The 20,179-nt window shown below is 60.6% G+C and carries 16 protein-coding genes; 10 read left to right on the top strand and 6 right to left on the bottom strand.

Annotated elements, in window-relative coordinates; genetic code table 11:
• Nucleotide 1: 1 nt before the first annotated feature.
• The 8 genes from rsmH (at nucleotide 2) to ACP15V_RS00960 (ending at nucleotide 10,439) form a co-directional block, all read left to right on the top strand.
• Complete coding sequence (gene rsmH / locus ACP15V_RS00995; RefSeq protein ID WP_424941818.1) at nucleotides 2-1,006, top strand: 16S rRNA (cytosine(1402)-N(4))-methyltransferase RsmH; 1,005 nt, start codon at nucleotides 2-4, stop codon at nucleotides 1,004-1,006.
• A gap of 2 nt (nucleotides 1,007-1,008) precedes the next feature.
• Nucleotides 1,009-1,374, top strand: coding sequence for a cell division protein FtsL (ftsL, locus tag ACP15V_RS00990; protein WP_424941817.1), 366 nt, complete (start codon nucleotides 1,009-1,011; stop codon nucleotides 1,372-1,374).
• Nucleotides 1,371-3,167 carry a peptidoglycan D,D-transpeptidase FtsI family protein gene (locus ACP15V_RS00985; RefSeq protein WP_424941816.1) on the top strand — a complete coding sequence of 599 codons (1,797 nt, stop codon included), beginning with the start codon at nucleotides 1,371-1,373 and terminating at the stop codon, nucleotides 3,165-3,167. Before ftsL ends, ACP15V_RS00985 begins: the two co-directional genes overlap by 4 nt.
• A gap of 40 nt (nucleotides 3,168-3,207) precedes the next feature.
• Nucleotides 3,208-4,698 (top strand): UDP-N-acetylmuramoyl-L-alanyl-D-glutamate--2,6-diaminopimelate ligase, encoded by a 1,491-nt coding sequence (locus tag ACP15V_RS00980; RefSeq protein ID WP_424941815.1) that lies wholly within the window; start codon nucleotides 3,208-3,210, stop codon nucleotides 4,696-4,698.
• Nucleotides 4,695-6,113, top strand: coding sequence for a UDP-N-acetylmuramoyl-tripeptide--D-alanyl-D-alanine ligase (locus tag ACP15V_RS00975; protein ID WP_424941814.1), 1,419 nt, complete (start codon nucleotides 4,695-4,697; stop codon nucleotides 6,111-6,113). The genes ACP15V_RS00980 and ACP15V_RS00975 overlap by 4 nt, the downstream gene beginning before the upstream one ends.
• A gap of 89 nt (nucleotides 6,114-6,202) precedes the next feature.
• The gene (mraY, locus tag ACP15V_RS00970; protein WP_424941813.1) at nucleotides 6,203-7,285 is read left to right on the top strand and encodes a phospho-N-acetylmuramoyl-pentapeptide-transferase; all 1,083 of its coding nucleotides are present in this window, start codon (nucleotides 6,203-6,205) and stop codon (nucleotides 7,283-7,285) included.
• Nucleotides 7,286-7,563: 278 nt separating this feature from the next.
• Nucleotides 7,564-8,961 carry a UDP-N-acetylmuramoyl-L-alanine--D-glutamate ligase gene (gene murD, locus ACP15V_RS00965; RefSeq protein WP_424941812.1) on the top strand — a complete coding sequence of 466 codons (1,398 nt, stop codon included), beginning with the start codon at nucleotides 7,564-7,566 and terminating at the stop codon, nucleotides 8,959-8,961.
• 197 nt (nucleotides 8,962-9,158) lie between these two features.
• Nucleotides 9,159-10,439, top strand: coding sequence for a DUF3422 family protein (locus ACP15V_RS00960; RefSeq protein WP_424941811.1), 1,281 nt, complete (start codon nucleotides 9,159-9,161; stop codon nucleotides 10,437-10,439).
• Here the strand turns inward: ACP15V_RS00960 and ACP15V_RS00955 are convergent.
• The 4 genes from ACP15V_RS00955 to ACP15V_RS00940 all read right to left on the bottom strand — a co-directional run bounded on the left by ACP15V_RS00955 (nucleotide 10,372) and on the right by ACP15V_RS00940 (nucleotide 15,369).
• Nucleotides 10,372-11,454, bottom strand: a complete 1,083-nt coding sequence (locus ACP15V_RS00955; protein ID WP_424941810.1) for a YeeE/YedE family protein — start codon at nucleotides 11,452-11,454, stop codon at nucleotides 10,372-10,374. The two genes, ACP15V_RS00960 and ACP15V_RS00955, sit on opposite strands and share 68 nt — an antisense overlap.
• A 206-nt stretch (nucleotides 11,455-11,660) precedes the next feature.
• Nucleotides 11,661-12,560 (bottom strand): ABC transporter permease, encoded by a 900-nt coding sequence (locus tag ACP15V_RS00950; protein WP_424941809.1) that lies wholly within the window; start codon nucleotides 12,558-12,560, stop codon nucleotides 11,661-11,663.
• Nucleotides 12,553-13,563: an ABC transporter permease gene (locus tag ACP15V_RS00945; RefSeq protein ID WP_424941808.1), complete on the bottom strand. Its 1,011-nt coding sequence runs from the start codon at nucleotides 13,561-13,563 to the stop codon at nucleotides 12,553-12,555. Before ACP15V_RS00945 ends, ACP15V_RS00950 begins: the two co-directional genes overlap by 8 nt.
• A gap of 90 nt (nucleotides 13,564-13,653) precedes the next feature.
• Nucleotides 13,654-15,369: a peptide ABC transporter substrate-binding protein gene (locus ACP15V_RS00940; protein ID WP_424941807.1), complete on the bottom strand. Its 1,716-nt coding sequence runs from the start codon at nucleotides 15,367-15,369 to the stop codon at nucleotides 13,654-13,656.
• Between the two features lie 331 nt (nucleotides 15,370-15,700).
• On the opposite strand from ACP15V_RS00940, the gene ACP15V_RS00935 reads away from it, so the two are divergent.
• Both ACP15V_RS00935 and ACP15V_RS00930 read left to right on the top strand, forming a co-directional pair.
• Nucleotides 15,701-17,557 carry a dipeptide ABC transporter ATP-binding protein gene (locus tag ACP15V_RS00935; protein WP_424941806.1) on the top strand — a complete coding sequence of 619 codons (1,857 nt, stop codon included), beginning with the start codon at nucleotides 15,701-15,703 and terminating at the stop codon, nucleotides 17,555-17,557.
• Between the two features lie 196 nt (nucleotides 17,558-17,753).
• Complete coding sequence (locus ACP15V_RS00930; protein ID WP_424941805.1) at nucleotides 17,754-18,917, top strand: M20 aminoacylase family protein; 1,164 nt, start codon at nucleotides 17,754-17,756, stop codon at nucleotides 18,915-18,917.
• 180 nt (nucleotides 18,918-19,097) lie between these two features.
• On the opposite strand, the gene ACP15V_RS00925 is transcribed toward ACP15V_RS00930, so the two are convergent.
• Nucleotides 19,098-19,616: a hypothetical protein gene (locus ACP15V_RS00925; RefSeq protein WP_424941804.1), complete on the bottom strand. Its 519-nt coding sequence runs from the start codon at nucleotides 19,614-19,616 to the stop codon at nucleotides 19,098-19,100.
• A gap of 3 nt (nucleotides 19,617-19,619) precedes the next feature.
• Nucleotides 19,620-20,120 carry a hypothetical protein gene (locus ACP15V_RS00920; RefSeq protein WP_424941803.1) on the bottom strand — a complete coding sequence of 167 codons (501 nt, stop codon included), beginning with the start codon at nucleotides 20,118-20,120 and terminating at the stop codon, nucleotides 19,620-19,622.
• Nucleotides 20,121-20,179: the final 59 nt, after the last annotated feature.

Raw genomic sequence — 20,179 nt, 5'->3', positions numbered from 1 at the left:
CATGTCAGATGCTGCCCCCTCTGATCGTCCCCATATTCCCGTATTGCTGAGGCCGCTCCTTGAGGCGGTCTCTTCTGACTCTGGCACCATCTCTGGCGACTGGGCCGACGGGACGTTCGGGGCGGGGGGCTATACCCGTGGTTTGCTGGAGGCGGGCGCGGATTGGGTCGCGGGCATTGATCGTGATCCGATGGTGTTTGAGATGGCGCAGGATTGGGCGGGGCAGTATGGCGACCGTCTGGCGCTGGTCGAAGGCACGTTCTCCGATCTGGATGCGCTGGCCGGGCGACCGCTGGATGGGGTGGTGCTCGATCTTGGTGTCAGCTCGATGCAGCTTGATCTGGCGGAGCGCGGGTTTTCCTTCATGAAGGATGGTCCGCTGGATATGCGGATGAGCCAATCGGGGCCGTCTGCGGCGGATTTCGTCAATGAGGCTGATGAAGGTGATATCGCGGATGTGCTCTATCAATACGGCGAAGAGCGCGCTTCGCGCCGGATTGCCAAAGCGATTGTCAAGGCGCGGGCGGATCAACCCTTTGAAACCACGCTGCAATTGGTGGCTGTGATCGAAAAATGCCTGCCGCGACCGAAACCGGGGCAAAGCCACCCGGCGACGCGCAGTTTTCAGGCCATCCGCATTGCAGTGAACGATGAATTTGGTCAGCTGATCGAAGGGCTGGAGGCTGCGGAACGCGCGCTGAAACCCGGCGGCAAACTGGCGGTTGTGACATTTCATTCGATGGAAGACCGGGTGGTGAAGCGCTATTTGCAGGCGCGCGCCTCCTCCGGCGGGGGCGGGTCGCGCTATGCGCCTGAACGCGCAGAAGAGGTGCCCAGCTTCACCCTCACGCCGAAAAAGGCCATTGGTCCAGACGATCAGGAGCTTCAGGAAAACCCCCGGTCGCGGTCTGCGCGTCTGCGTGTTGCGACCCGCACTGATGCCCCGGCAGGCGCGGTGGACCGTTCCAAACTCGGCCTTCCCAAACTTGTTTTGAAGGGATCGTAACGATGCGTTCGCTTTTTTATGTCTTGTCTGCTTTGGCCGTGATGGGATTGGCCTATTGGGCTTACAAGGAAAACTACAAAACCCAGGCCGCGCTGGATGAGGTTGAGGATCTGCAGCGTGAAATTGGTCGGATGCAGGAAGAACTGTCCGTATTGCGCGCCGAATGGGCCTATCTGAACCGCCCGGATCGGTTGCGGGATCTGGCGGAAATGAATTTCGACCGGCTTGGATTGTTGCCGCTCGCGCCCGAACAATTTGGCCGCGTGGACCAGATCGCTTATCCGCAGGAAGAGGCCCTGCCGGTGACCGAAACCATTGAAGTGAGCGGCGAGATCCCCCCCGCCAATGATGCGGAGGCCGCCCAATGACCCGGACCCCACTGCGCCCGCTGGCCCATATCCTCACCGCCCGCGCGAAGGGGGAAAACCCCGACAAGATCGAGCGCGAGAACCTGAACAAGCGCCACGAAGTGATCCGCGACACTGTTCGCGTGCAGACCGAGGGGCGGCTTTTGGTGCTGGCCGGGCTGTTCCTTTGTGCCTTCATCGTGGTGGGCGCGCGCATGGCGATGCTGTCCGCAACCGAACCACAAGAACCGCGTGCGCAAGCGCCGGGGGCTGCGATTGCCACCGCGCGGGCCGACATCGTGGATCGCAATGGGCGGATCCTTGCCACCAACCTGGTGACCCATGCGCTTTATGCCCAGCCGCCGCAAATGGTGGACCCGCAGCGGGCGGCCCGCGAACTGGTGAAAGTATTCCCGGATCTGGAAGAAGAGCGTCTGATCAAGGATTTTACTGGCAAGCGCAAGTTCTTGTGGATCAAGAAGAAAATCAGCCCGGAACAGAAACAGGCCGTGTTTGACATTGGCGAACCTGGTCTTTTGTTTGGCCCGCGCGAAATGCGCCTCTACCCCAATGGCAAACTGGCGGCCCATGTGATGGGCGGCGCCAGTTTTGGCAAAGAGGGCGTGTCGGCGGCCGAAGTGATCGGCGTGGCCGGGGTGGAGAAGCAGTTTGATGACTATCTGCGCGACCCGGCCAATGGCGGCGCGCCGCTGGAACTGTCCCTGGATCTGACCGTGCAAACCGCGATCGAGCAGGTGCTTTACGGCGGTATGAAGCTGATGAACGCCAAGGGCGCGGCCTCGGTTCTGATGGATGTGCACACGGGCGAGGTGATCTCGGTCGTGTCGCTGCCGGATTTTGATCCGAACAACCGCCCCCGACCGCTGACCGTGGCGGATGCGGGCAAGGACCAATCCGACAGCCCGCTTTTTAACCGCGCGGTGCAGGGGGTTTACGAACTTGGCTCCACCTTCAAGATCTTCACCGCCATTCAGGCGATGGACCTTGGGCTGGTCGGGCCGGAAACCGTGATCGACACCGGTGTCCCGATGAAAATCGGCAAATACCGCATCAAGGAATTTCGCAACAAGAATTACGGTAAGCTGTCGGTCAGCGACATTATCGTGAAGTCGTCGAACCGGGGCACCGGGCGCATGGCGCTGGATATTGGTGCCGAACGCCAGCAGGAGTTCTTGAAAACGCTGGGCTTTTTTACCCGCACCCCGTTTGAGATCGTCGAGGCGCAAGGGTCAACACCGCTGTTGCCGTCCAAGTGGGGCAAGCTGTCGACCATCACCATTTCCTATGGCCACGGTCTGTCCTCGACCCCGATGCACCTGGCCGCGGGATATGCCGCGATTGCCAATGGCGGCTATGCGGTCACGCCGACGGTGCTGAAGCAAAACAGCTACGCGCGTGGTCCGCGGGTGATGAGCGAGGCCTCGGCCATCGCCGCCCGTCAGATGCTGCGCAAGGTGGTCACCGAAGGCACGGCGAGCTTTGGCGAGGTTGAAGGTTATCAGGTCGCCGGCAAGACCGGCACCGCCGACAAACCCAAACCGCGCGGTGGCTATTACGACGACAAGGTGATCAACACCTTCGCCAGCATGTTCCCGGCAAATGATCCGAAATACGTGCTGATTGTCACCCTGGACGAACCGCTGGACACATCAGGGTCAGAGCCGCGCCGCACCGCTGGTTGGACCGCCGTGCCCGTGGCGGCCGAGATCGTGCGCCGCGCCGCGCCTTTGCTGGGATTGAAGCCGGAGATTGAACCCCTGGACGCTTCTGCGCTAACACTCACCTCGAATTGATCGCGACCCTTGCCGGGCGCACAAAGACTGAGGGGGCCTCATGGCCGACGATATCATCAACAAGACACTTTCGGATCTGGGGCTGACGGCACAGGGCGGACGGGATGCGCAAATCACCGGCCTGTCGGTAGACAGCCGGTTTGTGAAACCCGGCCACCTGTTTGCGGCCCTTCCCGGGGCCAGGGTGCATGGGGGCGAATTTATCCAATATGCCCTGCGCATGCAGGCGGCTGCGGTCCTGACCGACCCGGAAGGGGCGCGGATTGCAGCCGAGGAACTGGCCGCCTCGGACGCCGCCCTGATTGTGGTGGAAGACCCACGCATGACATTGGCCTATGCGGCGGCACTCTGGTCGGGCGCACATCCGGAACATATGGTGGCCGTGACCGGCACCAATGGCAAAACCTCGGTTGCCAGTTTTACCCGGCAAATCTGGGAACATCTGGGCCTGCCCGCCGCCAATCTGGGCACGGCGGGGGTTGAGGGCGCTTATACCGCGCCAATGACCCATACCACGCCTGAACCGATCACCCTGCACAAGCTCTTGGCGGATATGGCCGGGGCGGGGATCACCCATGCCGCGATGGAGGCGTCGTCGCACGGATTGGCGCAGCGCCGTCTGGATGGCGTGCGATTGACCGCTGCCGGGTTCACCAACTTCACCCAGGATCATCTGGACTACCACGAGACCTTTGAAGAATATTTCCACGCCAAATCCGGTCTCTTCCGTCGGCTGCTGGGCGAGGATGGCACCGCCGTGATCAATATGGATGATGCGCGGGGGCAGGATATGCTGGACATCGCCTTGGCGCGCGGACAGCACGTGATCCGGGTGGGCAGCCATGACGATTGTGACCTGCGCCTTCTGGGGCGTCGGTTTGATGGCACCGGGCAGGAGCTGCGCTTTGACTGGCTGGGCGAGGCGTATGCCGCGCGGCTGGATCTGATCGGCGGGTTTCAGGCGGAAAACGTGTTGTTGGCGGCGGGGCTGGTGATCGCGTGTGGGGCAGAGCCCTCAGACGTGTTTGCCTCCTTCAAAGAGCTTGAAACCGTGCGTGGCCGGATGCAGCTGGCCGCAACCCGCGACAATGGCGCGGCGGTTTACGTGGATTACGCCCATACGCCCGATGCGCTGAAAACCGCGCTGAAGGCCATTCGCCCCCATGTGCTTGGCCGCCTGATCGTGGTCTTTGGTGCAGGCGGGGATCGCGACACGTCAAAACGCAAACTGATGGGAGAGGCCGCCGCCGCCAACGCGGATGTGGTTTTTGTCACCGATGACAACCCGCGCACCGAAGACCCGGACCTGATCCGCGCCATGGTGATGGAGGGCTGTCCCAACGCCAACAATGTGGGCGACCGGGCCGAGGCGATCTTGCGCGGCGTGGATGCGCTAGGGCCGGGGGATACGCTTTTGATTGCGGGAAAAGGTCACGAAACCGGCCAGACCGTGGGGCAAGACGTGTTGCCCTTTGATGATGTGGAACAGGCCTCGGTTGCTGTCGCGGCATTGGACGGGAAACTGGCATGAGCTTGTGGACTTCAGACGAGGCCGCAAAGGCCACGAGCGGCAAGGTGCTCGGCGGCAACTGGGCCGTGAATGGCGTGTCGATTGACACGCGGACCATTCAGCCCGGAGAACTTTTTGTCGCTTTGAAAGCCGCGCGGGACGGGCACGATTTTGTCGCTCAGGCGCTGGCGGCAGGTGCAGGTGCTGCGCTGGTCAGCCGCGTTCCAGATGGCGTGGCCGAGGATGCGCCCCTGCTTCTGGTCGATGATGTATTGCCCGCGCTGGAGGAACTGGGCCGCGCCGCCCGAGCGCGCACCCATGCCCGCGTCGTGGCGGTGACAGGATCGGTGGGGAAAACCTCGACCAAGGAAATGCTGCGCGCCGTGCTGACGCCGCAGGGTAAAACCCACGCGGCCGAAGCCAGCTACAACAACCATTGGGGCGTGCCTCTGACGCTCGCGCGAATGCCAGCCGACACGGACTATGCGGTGATCGAGATCGGCATGAACCATCCCGGTGAAATTGCCCCACTTGCCAAAATGGCCCGCCCCCATGTGGCGATGGTCACCACCGTGGCCGCCGCCCATCTGGAAGCCTTTGACGATATCGCCGGGATTGCCCGCGAAAAAGGATCTATTTTTGAAGGGCTTGAGCCGGATGGCGTGGCGGTGGTGAATGGCGACCTGCCCACATCGGTGATCCTTTTGGCCGCCGCAGGGGATGCCCAGGTGGAAACCTTTGGTGCCAAGTCTGAGAATGCCAACCACCTGACCCATGTCTCGTTGACCGAGGACGCCACGATCTGCAAGGGCATTGTCGCGGGGCAAGAGCAAATCTTTAAAATCGCCACACCTGGAAGGCATTTTGCAAGCAACGCGCTGGCCGTGCTGGTCGCCGCCCGGGCGCTTGGCGCAGATCCGACGCTTGCCGCCCGCGATATGCCGCTGTGGCAGCCCCCTGCCGGGCGTGGCACACGCGAAGAGGTGGTGCTGGATGGGCCGGAGGGGCTTTCGCTCACGCTTCTGGATGATGCGTTCAACGCCAACCCGACCTCAATGGCGGCCGCGCTGGAGGTGTTGTCGATCATGCAACCCATTGATGGGGTCGGGCAGATCCACAAGGGGCGCCGTATCGCGATGCTTGGTGATATGCTCGAACTTGGCCCGGATGAGGTGGCGCTGCACGAAGGGATTGCCGACCTGCCATTTGTGGAGGCGCTGGATCAGATCCATTGCGTCGGGCCACGGATGAAAGCGCTGTGGGCACGCTTGCCCGCAGAAAAACAAGGGCAGTGGGTTGAGACCGCACCCGAGATCGTGCCGCAGCTGAACGGGCTGGTGGATGCCGGGGACATTGTGCTGGTGAAAGGCTCCAAGGGGTCGAAAGTCAGCCTCGCAGTTGACGCGCTGCGCAAATTGGGCCATCCGGGGCGGTAATTTACGGGTTTGCCCCTTTTGGGGCGGTTTCGGGTGAATGACAGATGTGCCGTCCGCATCGACGGGCGCGCAAGTGAAGGGACAGTTTCATGCTCTATTGGCTTACCGAATTTTCGGATGGCGGCGATGTGTTCAACCTTTTTCGCTACATCACGTTTCGGTCGGGCGGAGCCTTCTTCACGGCGCTGATCTTCGGCTTTATCTTCGGAAAACCCCTGATCAACATCCTGCGCAAAAAGCAGGGCAAAGGGCAGCCGATCCGTGATGACGGGCCGCAAAGCCACCTGGAAAAGCAGGGCACGCCAACCATGGGGGGGCTGTTGATCCTGTCTGCCCTTCTGGTGTCCACGCTTTTGTGGGCACGGTGGGACAATGCGTTTATCTGGATTACACTTTTTGTGACCTATGGGTTCGGGCTGATTGGCTTTGCCGATGACTTTGCGAAAGTGTCCAAGAACAACACCGCCGGGGTGTCGGGCAAGATCCGGATGGCGCTGGGGCTGATGATCGCGGGGATCGCGGGCCTTTGGGCCTCGGCCTATCACCCCGACGCGCTGCAATATCAACTGGCCTTTCCCTTCCTGAAAGACGCGCTTTTGAACATGAGCGTCCTGTTCATCCCCTTCGCGATGATTGTAATTGTGGGATCCGCCAATGCGGTGAACCTGACCGATGGTCTGGACGGGCTGGCGGTGATGCCGGTGATGATCGCGGCGGCCACCCTAGGCATCATTGCCTATGCGGTTGGGCGGGTCGATTTCACCGAATATCTTGAAGTGCATTACGTGCCGGGCACTGGCGAGCTGTTGATTTTCACCTCGGCCCTCATTGGCGGTGGCCTTGGCTTCCTGTGGTACAACGCCCCGCCCGCCGCCGTGTTCATGGGCGACACCGGGTCGCTGGCCCTTGGCGGCGCATTGGGGGCGATTGCGGTTGCGACGAAACACGAGCTGGTTCTGGCCATTGTTGGCGGGCTCTTTGTGGTCGAGGCGCTTTCGGTGATCATCCAGGTGCTTTATTTCAAACGCACGGGAAAACGCGTGTTCCTGATGGCGCCCATTCACCACCATTTCGAACACAAGGGCTGGAAAGAACCGCAGATCGTGATCCGCTTCTGGATCATTTCCCTGATCCTGGCGCTGATTGGCCTGGCGACGCTGAAGATCCGGTAATCCAACACACCAAATGCGCGAAATTTCTCCCCGTCGGCGGCCTCCGGCGGGGATATTTTTTTGACCAAAGATGACAACACGGCCTGCCATCTTTGGTCCTGAAATATCCCGGGGTGAGCCGCGAGCGCGGCGAGGGGCAGCGCCCCTTTCTCCGCAGCCTTGACACTCCGGGCTTTTGTTTTTGGGTCTCGTGGTCTAGCCATATCTCAGCAATCCAGGCGCTTCGACGTGCAGATGAATCGCTGGGTTTGTTCGAAACGCTTTGAGGAGGCAGGCGCATGATCCCGGTCAAAGGTTATGAAGGTCAGAACGTGGCAGTGCTTGGGCTGGGTCGGTCCGGGCTGGCCACGGCCCATGCGCTGGAGGCGGGCGGCGCGGTGGCGCTCTGTTGGGATGACGGGCAAGATGCGCGCGACACGGCCGAAGGGCAGGGGCTCACCCTGCATGACCTTCACAAAGGAAATGCCTGGGATGATGTTTCGGCCCTGATCGTCAGCCCGGGCATCCCGCATCTTTACCCCGAGCCCAACAAGCTGATCGCACGGGCGATGCAGGCGGGCGTGCCGGTGGACAATGACATCGGGCTCTTTTTCCGCAGTTTCGCCACGCAGGACTGGGACAATTTTGAAAAACTGCCCAAGGTGGTGGCGGTGACCGGGTCCAATGGGAAATCCACCACCTCGGCGCTGATCCATCACGTGATCGAGGCTTCGGGCCGACAGGCGCAACTGGCGGGCAATATTGGCCGTGGCGTGCTGGATCTTGACCCGGCGCATGATGGCGATGTGGTGGTGCTGGAGCTGTCAAGCTATCAGACCGATCTGGCCCGCGCGCTGACCCCGGATGTGGCCGTGTTCACCAACCTGTCACCCGATCATCTGGACCGTCACGGGGGCATGGGGGGCTATTTCGCCGCCAAACGCCGCTTGTTTGCCGAAGGTGGGCCGGACCGCGCGGTGATCGGCGTAGATGAGAAAGAGGGCCTGTATCTGGCCGGGCAACTGTCCGAAGGGGCGGCGGATGATCGGGTGATCCGGGTATCCGTGGACCGCAAACTGACAGGCCCCGGGTGGCAGGTCTTTGCGCGCAAGGGGTTCTTGTCGGAATACCGCAAGGGGCGTCAGGTGGCCTCGATCGACCTGCGCGCCATCAAGGGGCTGCCCGGCAGCCACAACCACCAAAACGCCTGCTGTGCCTACGCTGTGGCACGGACGCTGGGTCTGGCACCGCGACAGATCGAAGCGGCGTTTGTTAGCTTCGCGGGCCTGCCGCACCGGTCGCAGTGGGTGGGCGAGAAGGACGGTGTGGCCTTTGTGAATGACAGCAAAGCCACCAATGTGGACAGCGCCCGCGCCGCCCTTGGGGCCTTTAAAAACATTCGTTGGATTGCAGGAGGGCTGGGCAAGGACGGTGGCATCGAAGGCCTGCAGGGCGATCTGGGCGGCGTGACCAAAGCTTATCTGATCGGCCATTCCGCGCGCGAATTTGCCTTGCAGCTTGGGAACTTGCCGCATGAGGTCTGCGAGACGATGGAGGCCGCTGTTGCCGCCGCCGCTCGCGATGCCCAGGCCGGGGACACGGTGCTGTTGGCCCCGGCGGCCGCATCGTTTGATCAATATCCGGATTTCGAGGCGCGCGGCGAAGATTTCACCCGTCTGGTGCACGCCCTGCTTTGAGTGTTCCGCAAACGTGGGCATGGAAGGAAGGCTGTTCTGCGTTCGCGCTAACTGTATTCCGCGGTATGCGAAATGATGAAAAAATAACATGTTTATAAAGGCTTGCATTGTGCGTCGGCTCTGGTAACGCTTCGCGAAAGAAGGCGTGCTTTTGCGATCTCGGGAGGGGATCGCTTTGGCATCAGGAGGAGGGCGCGATGTTTCCATTGGCCGATCACAAAGACCGTTACACGCTTGCAAACGAGCTGCACGCCAGGCCGTTTCCGCCTGTTCAGGCCCCCGCCGTTGCCGCCTATCTGGCGGTCAAGCGACCAACGGATGCGGCGAAACGGGATCGGTCGGCGGATCGTGCGCATCTGATCGAGCTTTTGGACCGGTTCGGTGCCCCGCATCCGCAACCAGACGCCAGCCATTATTACGGCCAGATCGGCCGCCACTATCTGAAATGGGAAAGCCATACAGAGTTTGTGACCTATACGATCTTCACCGATGGGTTGGCGGATCGTCCCTTTGACGCCTCGAAATTTGATGTTTTCCCGGAAGATTGGGTGGCGCGTGCGCCGGGTGTCCGGATTACGTCGGCGCTGATCCAGATCCAGGAACAGCCGTCCAATGACGTGATGATGGGGGCCATTGACGACTGGTTTGTGGCGGAAAGTGTCGCGGTCAGCTGGGTTCTGGATCGGGCGGCGATTGTGATGGGGGACTTTCGCATCGATCCGGCAGGCCACATGCGGTTTTCGGTCTTTGTTGCCCCCGGCACCGGCCAGCGACGTACCGGGCGGATTGTGCAGCGGATTTGCGAGATTGAGACCTATAAAACCATGTCGATGCTGGGCCTCAACCGTGCCCGTCGCCTGCATGCAAGGCTTGGCGCGTTGGATGGCGAGCTGTCGCGGGTGGTGCAGGAAATGGGGCAGGGCGGCGATGCGGCCAGCACCTTGGATGAGCTTCTGTCCATTTCGGCAGAGCTGGAGGATCTGATGGCGCGCAATTCGTTCCGCTTTGGCGCGACACGAGCATACAGCGCGATTGTGAACCAACGGATCGAGGTGCTGCGCGAAGAGCGGTTCAACGGGCGTCAGACCTGGCGGGAATTCATGATGCGCCGCTATGATCCGGCGATGCGCACGGTGGAAAGCGCTGAAAATCAACTGACGGCGATGGCACAGCGGGCCAAGCGCGCGGGTGATTTGCTGCGGACTCGTGTGGATGTGGAACGGTCGGCCCAGAACCAGGCGGTGCTGGAAAGCATGGACAAACGGGCACATTTGCAACTGCGGCTGCAGGAAACGGTGGAAGGGCTGTCTGTTGTGGCGATCAGCTATTATGCCGTGTCACTGGCCAGCTATTTCTTCTATCCGCTGACCAGTGTGCTTGGTGTGTCCAAAGGTCTTCTGACCGCCGGGCTTACTCTGCCGGTTGTGCTTCTGGTGTGGATGATGGTGCGGCGGATCCGGCATTCGATCGAGCATTGAGGCGGCGCAGGATCACCCGGTCGGTGATCAGCGCGCCCGAGATGATCGAGAGCAGCGCCACCAAAGCCGTTACTGACAGGATCGCAAGACCCGACAGGCCTGCGCCCACGGTGCAGCCCCCGGCCAGCACACCGCCATAGCCCATCAGCGCCCCGCCCGTCAGATAGCGCCCCATTTGTACGGGGCTGTCAAAGCCTTGCCATTGGAACTGGCGGGTGATCAGGGCGATGGCGAAAGCGCCGATCAGCACGCCTGCGATCAACCCGGTGCCAAAGCTCGCCTCGATGGACGAGGAGGCGACGGACCAGAACAGGCTGTCTGCCCAAGGGCCGGTGAAGGCGATGCTGTCCACGGCAATTGGGTCAAATTCGTCCTGCAGGGCAAGGCCGGTGCCGAACCAACCCAGCGGGATCAGCGCGCCCAGCAGGATTGCGAGAATGGTTTGCGTAACCGACAGGCGGGTTTTCACGAGCAGCCCGAGGGTGAGGAGGGCCGGCAGGAGGATAAGCAGTTGCGGCAGACGCCCCACTTCGATCTCGAACCCGGCCACGGCCGTGCGCAACGGGGCGAGCGCGCCTTTCTGCGTCGACAGTGCCACCAGTGCAGCCACGCCCAGAACGACCAGCGCACGCAAGTTGCCGCCGCCCGCCAGAACGGTGAGGCGTGACAGGCAGCCGCGTGTCAGAACCATGCCCGCACCAAAGAGCAGCCCCCCCAGCACCACCTGCACCAGCGGCAGGTTGGCGGCGAGCAGCCGGTGATCGGTGATCTCAAGCCAGCCCGTCCAGGCAAGCGCTTGTGTGCCCAGAAGGGCCACGGACAGGGCCAGAAGCCATGTGGCCAAAGCGGAACGCCGTTCAGCGGCCGGACCAACCAGCCCGCGACGCAGGCAGAACCGGGTGAGAAACGCCAAAACGCCAAAGCCCAGCCCAAGGGCCAGACCAAACCAGACCGACGCTGCGCGGGGCGACAGGTCTTCGACCCCAAGCCCCTCTATGATGAGAGTTTCGAACATCTTCATATCTCCGCTTATGGGAATATGTTCCCCATGCAGTGGGTTGATCGGGGGTGCAAGAGAATTTTCTTCATCAAGAGGTGTGGCTTGGTGAATAATATTCTAATGGTTGAATGGCTGCGGGACGGTGTTCCGCCATAATCGTCCGGGTGATGAAACTGTGCCGTCAAAGAAGGTGCGCGCAGGTTTCTGTTCCTATTTTCACCTTACCGCCGCAGCCGCGGATCCATCGCGTCGCGCAGCCCATCGCCAATATAGTTCACACTCAGCACCGTCAGGGAAATCGCGAGGCCGGGCCAGAGCACCCGCCACGGCGTCAGCGTCATGTAATTGGTGCCATCAAACAAGAGCCGCCCCCAGGTGGGGAAGTCGGATGGAAAGCCCAGCCCAAGGAAAGACAGCGCGCTTTCGGTGATGATCGCATTGGCAATGCCCAGCGTGGCCGACACCATGATCGGGCTCATCACATTGGGCAGGATATGGCGCAGGATCATCATCCCGTTTCTGGTGCCAAGAGACCGGGCCGCCAGTACAAATTCACGTTCCTTCAGCGCGAGCACCTCGCCCCGCACAATGCGCGCGGTCTGCATCCAGCTGGTGATGCCAATGATAAAGACGATCAACAGAAAGATCCCGGTTTCCGGCCCCAAAGCGGCACGTAATGTATCGCGCCACAGCATGATGATCACCAGAAGCAGTGGCAGAAGGGGCAAGGCGAGGAACAGGTCGGTGAGGCGCATCAATACGGCGTCGAGCCGTTTGAAATACCCCGCCAAGATGCCCACAGATGTGCCAAGGATCAGCGACAGAGCCATCGCCACCACGCCGACCAGAAGCGATACGCGCCCGCCGTATAGGACGGCGGCAAACATGTCGCGCCCCAGCTGGTCGGTGCCCATTGGATGTGCCCAGCCGGGTCCCTGGTTCTTGGCGCGGATATCGATTTTGCCGGGGTCCAGATCCCACAGCATCGGCCCGAAAATCACCGCCAGTGTGATCAGCCCAAAGACCCATATGCCCAGCATTGCGCCTTTGTGGCTGCGAAACTGCTGCCAGACATCTGCCCATTTTGATCGGGGGCGCGCGGTGGGGAAAATGTCACTCATACCGGATCCTCGGATCAAGCAGACCATACAGGATGTCGGCAACCAGATTGAACAGAACGATCAGCACTGCGAAGATGAAGGTCAGCGTCTGCACCAGCGGAATATCAGCCCCCTGAATGCCGGTGATCAGAAGCTGCCCCAACCCGTTCACCTTGAACACCTGTTCGGTGATGATCGCCCCGCCAAAGACCTGCGGCACCCCCAGCGCGATCACCGTGACGACGGGGATCAGCGAGTTGCGCAGCACATGGACCAGCACCACGGTGCGTTCCGTCAGCCCTTTGGCGCGGGCGGTGCGCACGTAATCCTGATTGAGGTTGTCCAGCATCGAGGCCCGCATGAACCGGCTGATCTGGGCCGCGTTGTAAAGCGCCAGGACAAAGACGGGCATCGCCATCTGCCGGATCTGAAAGAGGAAACTGTCAAGGTCGGTGACCTTATGGGTGGTGTCATAGATGGACGGAAACCAGCCCAACCCAACCGAGAAGACCACAATCATCAGCACACCGGTAAAAAAGGTCGGCACGGAAAAGCCGATCATCGAGATAAAAGTACCGATCTGGTCAATCCAGCTATATTGCCGATAGGCCGAAATCACACCAATTGGCACCGCAATCAGGATGCCCAGCACGTAAGACAGGCCCACCACCCACAGGGTCTGCGGCAGGCGTTCAACAATCAGGTCCACCACCGGCGAGCGCGTGGACCAGCTGCGCACCCGCAACCGCTCGCCATCGCCAATGGTCAGCCCGGTGACCTGTTCCAGGATGTTCAGCGGTTCATTGATGAAAAACTGTTTGCACCAAAGAAGATACCGAATATGGAGCGGCGCGTCCAAGCCGAGGCTGACCCGGATCTTTTCGCGCACCTCTGGCGGGATCGTCATCGGCAGATTGCCGGTTGGATCATTGGGCGCCAGATCCAGAAGCAGGAAGATCACGAAACTGATGAACAACAGCACCGGCACCGTGAAGACCAAACGCCGCAATGTGTAAGTCAGCATGGGTTGCCCTGCATGGCCATGGTTGCAAAAAGGACCGCCCCGTCACGAGGCGGTCACGGAACTCGGTGTTCTTCGCTCAGACTAGCGCGTTTACTGCGCCCGCGTCCAATCTGCAATATTCCAAAGATGGCTGTCCCATGCATTCAGGCGAATGCCCCGAAGCGTGTTGGCATGGCCCACGGTCACCCCGCGATTGATCAGCGGGATCATTGCGCCGTCCTGCACCAGCATGTCATTCAGCTCTTTCACCATGGCCCCCCGCGCTGTTGTGCCGACGGTTTCAGCCAGCTGCGCCACTTTCGCGTCATAAGCCGCGTTGCAATAGCGCGGCATATTGAACCCCAGCCAGTTGTTTGCAGGGTTGGGGATCTCAGCGCAGGTCCAGTTGTTCATATAGGTTTCTGCATCCGTGCCGGGAAAGAGGTTGGTGTACATCTCGATATCGGCAAAGAACTTCTGATAGGTGTCCGGACTGGCCTGATCGCCGCCAAAGAACACGGCGGCATCGACGTTCTTCAATTCGGTCTCCACGCCGATCTCGTCCCACCATGCCTTGATCAGCGCCTGCGTATCCTGGCGCACCGCATTGGTCGAGGTCTGAAAGAGGATCGACAGGCGCACCCCGTCTTTTGCGCGCACCCCATCCGCCCCGCGCACCCACCCGGCCTCATCAAGGATCTGGTTCGCTTTGGCGATGTCCTGCACCAGGCATTCATCATTGGCGGTGGACATGTTGTAATCAGGGGCGGTGACCACATTACAGGTGGGTTGGCCAGACGCGCCATAGCCCACCTCGGCCAAAGTGGCTCGGTCGATCGCCAGGCTCAGGGCACGGCGCACGGTTGGGTCCGTCAGGAACGGATGCGGGCCGCCCTCAAGCGTTGAGCGTTTCGCGCCCAGATCCGCCGACGGGTTGGTCAGGTTCACCATCAACCGTTCAACCGAATTTGAAAACGCCGCGATGAGTTTGCCACGTCCCGCTGTTTCCATCTGTGACAGGATCGCCGGGTCGATTTGCAGGTTCCAGGCATAGTCGAACTCGCCGGTTTCCAAAACCGCGCGCGCAGCCGAGGCCGCATCGCCGCCGCCCTTGAAGGTCACCGTGGCAAAGCCGGGCTTTGCGGTATCCCGGTAATGTGGATTGGCCTCAAAGCTGATCACGTCATTGGCTTTGAAATCCGCCACGCGGTAGGGGCCGGTGCCGTGCGGGGCAAAGTTCTGATCGGTGCAATTGGGGGCGTCCGCCCCCACGCACCCCGCAAATTGCGCCTTCTGGATCACCGGGCTTTCCATGCCCACAAACGGGCCGTAGGGGAAGGGTTTTGGTTTCGAGAATGTGATTTTCACGGTCAGCGGATCCAGGGCCTCGACCCTGGCCACATCGGCGAATTTGGTCAGCTGTTGGCAGCCTCCCAATGGGTTCATGCAGTAATCTGCGGTAAACACTACATCCTCGGCGGTGAAAGCGCTGCCATCAGACCAGGTCAGCCCCGGAGTGATGGTCCAGGTGATCGACATCAGATCCGCGCTGATCCCGCCATTTTCCACCGTGGGAATCTCGGTCACCAACCACGGCACAAGCTGCCCGCCATCATCATAGCGCGCCAGCGGTTCGATCACCATCGACGCGGCGTGCACATCTTTTGTGCCGCCAGACAAGAACGGATTGAGGGTCGATACGGCCTGCCAATAGAGAATGTTCAGATGGCCCGAACCCCCTCGTTCCGCGTGGGCGGCAAGTGCGCCCAACGCCAGCCAGGCTGCGGTTCCGGCAGCGGCCCCGAATGCCAAGGATGTCCGTTTCATCCATTCCCTCCATTATTCCCAACCATGTAGGGGACACCATGCTCTCAGACTTTCAACCACGACAAAAACCACGTGCCGTAGGGTCAGCAACGCAGCGAAAATTCCAAGGGATGCCCCCGCGCATCTTCCCCCATGAAAGTGGTTGGGCGAGAAAAAAGCAAGTGCTGTCAAGCCTTAAGGCGTAAAATTAACATGTGACGCACTGAAACCAACCCCTGACGGTCGCAATTCGCCTCGCACATGTCGCGGATCTGCAAAGCTGTTTGACAGGGGCATTCCCCAGCCGTTAGCGTCGTCAGATCCCTGCGTTCTGATAATACGGCTCCCCCTGATGCTGGACCCTTCCGCCCCCCTTTCCAATCGCCCTGTTGCGCGGCTAAAGCAGTTGCAGGTGACGTTTCAAACCGGCGCAGGCCCGGTGCAGGGTGTAAAGGATGTGTCCTTCGACATACGCGCGGGGGAAACCCTTTGCGTGGTGGGGGAAAGCGGTTCGGGCAAATCGGTATCGTCGCTTTCCCTGATGCGTTTGGTGGAGTTTGGAGGCGGGGAGATCACCGGCGGAGCGCTTGAATTTCAGGGACCGGATGGCGCGTGGATCGATCTGGCCGGTGCCAGTCAGGAACAGATGCAGGCGGTGCGCGGCAATGAAATCGGGATGATCTTCCAAGAACCGATGACCGCGCTCAATCCTGTCTTCACCATCGGATCTCAGCTGTGCGAAGGTCTGCGCCACCACAAAGGCATGACCCGCGCCGGGGCCGAGGCGCGCGCGATCGAGCTTTTGCAACAGGTCCGTATTCCCGAACCGGCGCGGCGCATGGGGCAATATCCGCATGAACTTTCGGGCGGAATGCGACAGCGCGTGGTGATTGCGATGGCGCTGGCCTGTGCGCCGCGCCTGTTGATTGCGGATGAACCCACCACGGCGCTGGATGTGACAACCCAGGCGGAAATCCTTGCGCTGATTGACCGGTTGAAACGGGAAACCGGCACGGCGGTATTGTTCATCACCCATGACATGTCAGTGGTGGCGCAGTTGGCCGACCGCGTGGTGGTCATGTATCAGGGGCGAAAGGTGGAAGAGGGAACGGTTGAAGACATCTTCGATGCGCCCCAACACCCTTACACAAAATCCCTTCTCGCCGCTGTGCCCCGATTGGGGGATATGCGTGGCAAAGACGCGCCCGCGCCGATGCCCTTGCCGGGGCAGGCTGCAGCGCCGCCCGGTCGCCCTAACGCCACATTGGAAAAGCGCGATCTGCTGCGGGTGGAGGGTCTGACCACGCGCTTTCCGGTCAAAGGCGGGCTTTTGCGCCGGACGGTCGCGCAGGTCCATGCGGTGGAAGATGTTTCTTTTACGCTGGGCTATGGCCGCACCCTATCGCTGGTCGGGGAAAGTGGCTGTGGTAAATCCACCGTGGGCCGGTCGATCCTGCGGCTGGTGGACCCCTCCGCCGGACAGGTCCTGCTGGAGGGCACCGATGTGCTGCCGCTTGGCGCTGATGCGCTGCGCCAGAGCCGAGCGCAAATGCAGATGGTGTTCCAGGATCCCTTCGCGTCGCTCAATCCGCAGATGAGCTTGTTTGACCAAGTGGCTGAACCTCTAAGGAATTTTCACACGGCGCGTGGCCGCGAGCTGAGCGCGCGTGTGGCGCAGCTGTTTGACCGTGTGCATCTGCCACGCGATTTCATGACCCGCTACCCGCATGAGCTTTCGGGCGGGCAACGTCAGCGCATCGCCATTGCCCGCGCCCTGGCCCTGAACCCGAAGCTGATTATCGCGGATGAGGCCGTGTCGGCGCTGGATGTGTCCGTGCAGGCGCAGGTTCTGAACCTGATGATGGAGCTGCAGTCCGAGCTGGGCCTGTCCTTTCTGTTCATCAGTCATGACATGGCGGTGGTGGAACGGATCAGCCATGATGTGGGCGTGATGTATCTGGGGCGCATTGTCGAAATGGGGCCGCGTCAGGCGGTGTTTGAAAATCCGCAGCACCCCTATACCAAAGCCCTGATACGCGCTGTCCCCATCGCGGATCCGCGCCGGCGGCATGATCTGTCTGATCTGAGCTTCAGGCCGATCCCATCGCCGATCCACCCCCTTGGATATGCATCGAAACCTTCGCGATACAAAGAGGTGTCGCCGGGCCATAAGGTCTTGATTTCAGACTGTGGATATCACGAGGCCTGATCAGGGACCGCCGCGCGCAGTATGCGAGGTCAGGACAAGGGACAGGACAAGGGAAGGTCCCCTGGGATCACAAAGCTTGTCCCGCGCTGCGCACTGGGCCATGATAGCTCGGTTCCGGTTTGGCCGATCTCAGAGGATTTGATCACAGATCCTGGCCAAACCCGACCACGTGTAACTGAAACGAATAGGACACCCCATGCCGATCAAGAACCGTTTTGCTGAGTTGCTGGGGGAAATCACCGCCTGGCGGCGGGATTTTCACGAACATCCCGAGATCCTGTTTGAAACCCATCGCACCGCCGGGATTGTTGCCGAGAAACTGGCGGAATTTGGCTGTGACGAGGTGGTGACCGGGATCGGGCGCACCGGGGTTGTCGGCGTGATCAAGGGGCGCAAGACCGGATCCGGAAAGGTGATTGGCCTGCGGGCCGATATGGATGCGTTGCCCATTCATGAACAAACCGGGCTGGACTATGCGTCAAAAACGGAGGGCGCGATGCACGCCTGCGGCCATGACGGACATACTGCAATGTTGCTGGGGGCGGCGAAATACCTTGCGGAGACACGGAGTTTCGACGGGACCGTTGTGGTGATCTTTCAGCCCGCCGAAGAAGGCGGCGGGGGCGGCAAGGAAATGTGTGATGACGGGATGATGGACCGTTTCGGCATCCAAGAAGTGTACGGCATGCACAATTGGCCCGGGCAGCCGCTGGGCGAGTTTGCCATCCGCCCCGGTGCCTTTTTCGCCGCCACGGACGTGTGGACCGTGACGTTTGAAGGCAAAGGCGGACATGCCGCCAAACCGCACACAACGGTAGATACAACCGTGATGGCCGCGCAGGCGGTGCTGGTATTGCAGACGGTGGCCGCGCGCAATGCTAACCCAGTAGATCAGTTGGTGGTCTCTGTGACCTCGTTCGAAACCTCCTCCACCGCCTTTAACATCATCCCGCAACGGGTTGTCATCAAAGGCACAACGCGCACCCTGTCCGAAGAGGTGCGCGACCTGGCCCAGGCGCGGATCACCGAGATTTGCGAAGGGGTCGCGGCGACTTTTGGCGGCGTGGCGACGGTGGAGTATGACCGCAATTACCCGGTGATGGTGAACCACGAAGACCAAACCGCCTTTGCCGCCGATGTGGCGCGCGCTGTTTCAGGAAATTGCGACGAAGCGCCCTTGGTGATGGGCGGCGAAGACTTCGCCTTTATGCTGGAGGAACGCCCGGGGGCCTATATCCTCGTGGGCAATGGTGACACGGCGGCGGTGCATCATCCGGAATATAACTTCAATGACGAAGCCATTCCCGCGGGCTGTTCGTGGTGGGCAGAGATTGCAGAACGGCGAATGCCGATTGGGTGAACGAGAGCATGTCGCGCAAAAGTGGGTGCCGGTTTTGCGCTCCTCGGACATGCGAAATCAAGACGTAAGAGTGGGTCGCGTGACTGCGAATGAACGCGACTTGCTCTAGCGGCATCCCTATCCTGCCTGCCATACCAAAAAAGAGCCGCCCTTGGGCGGCTCTTTTCATCTCTTTGCGGGTTACTCGACGATTAGATCAATCGATGTGAACCCCCATGGAAAGGAAGAGGAGAGCCCCAGATCTAGCCCCACAGTGCTGGTGGTCTGTGCAGACCCATCAGAGGCATAGGTGGTGGAGGAGGAACTGCCCCCGGCCCGAGGCTGAACCGCTTCAAAGGTTTTATGGCCTTTCAGACCTCCCCCTTGGCATGTCACCGCGAGCGGAGCCGGTTTTCCGCCATCTTTGAACCGCTTGCCTGCGGCGAATGCCGGAACGCGGACACGCCCTGGTGTCACGAGTGAGGCCTGAAGCTGTTTTGACGACAAGGTACAGCTGAGGCCGGTTACTTCCTCTTTCTTCTTTCCCGAAACCATCTTGAAGGTGCGGATTGTCATCGGATAGCGCTGCAAGGGCTGCAGCCCTTCAGTGTTCCTGACCGCCGCTGTTTGATCCTCGGCTTCAATATCGCTGCGGCTCTGGCATCCTGAAAGCGCAATCGCGGCCGCAAAAGCCACCGGGTAAATCCACATGGCTGTCATCACTCACTCCTCAAACGTTGCTTTCAGCGGTGCCGAATACCGCCAGGGGGTGGAAGATGCGATTGCGGTGGTGACAGCGGCGGTGATCAAAGCGCCCGCAAGGCCGGCACCCGTGGCCACACTGGCCTGTTTCTGGTTCGCGACGGTCTGCGCAACTGCGGTTTTTCCATTTGCCGAACAGGTTGCGATCAGGGCGCTGGGGGCCCCGCGGTTTTCCAGTGCATTCCGCTGTTTGAAGGAGGGCACGACCAGTTTTGCGGGCGTGATCACCTTGGCGAACAGCTCATCTGATTCGACCACACAGCTTGCGCCTGCAAATTCGACGGGCTTGTCATCCACCAGATTATAGCTGCGGACCTCAATAATACTGGTCCCATGTGCCAGACGCTCTTGGCCGGCGGATGCCTTGAAACCAGCATTGACAGGTTCAGACGTGATATCCATCGGGGATTGACAGGCTGCAAGGGCGATGATGGCGGCCAAGGGGCAAAGATTCTTAAGCATTGATACCTCATAAAACTGCTTTACGAGGCGTAAAAAATGGAAATCCTAATCCCGTTCAA

Origin of the sequence: Aliiroseovarius crassostreae, from assembly GCF_049803815.1 — a bacterium.
GTDB classification, from domain to species: Bacteria; Pseudomonadota; Alphaproteobacteria; order Rhodobacterales; family Rhodobacteraceae; genus Aliiroseovarius; species Aliiroseovarius crassostreae_A.
Note: the sequence above shows the minus strand (reverse complement) of the source record. Positions and strands in the feature narration are given on the sequence as shown.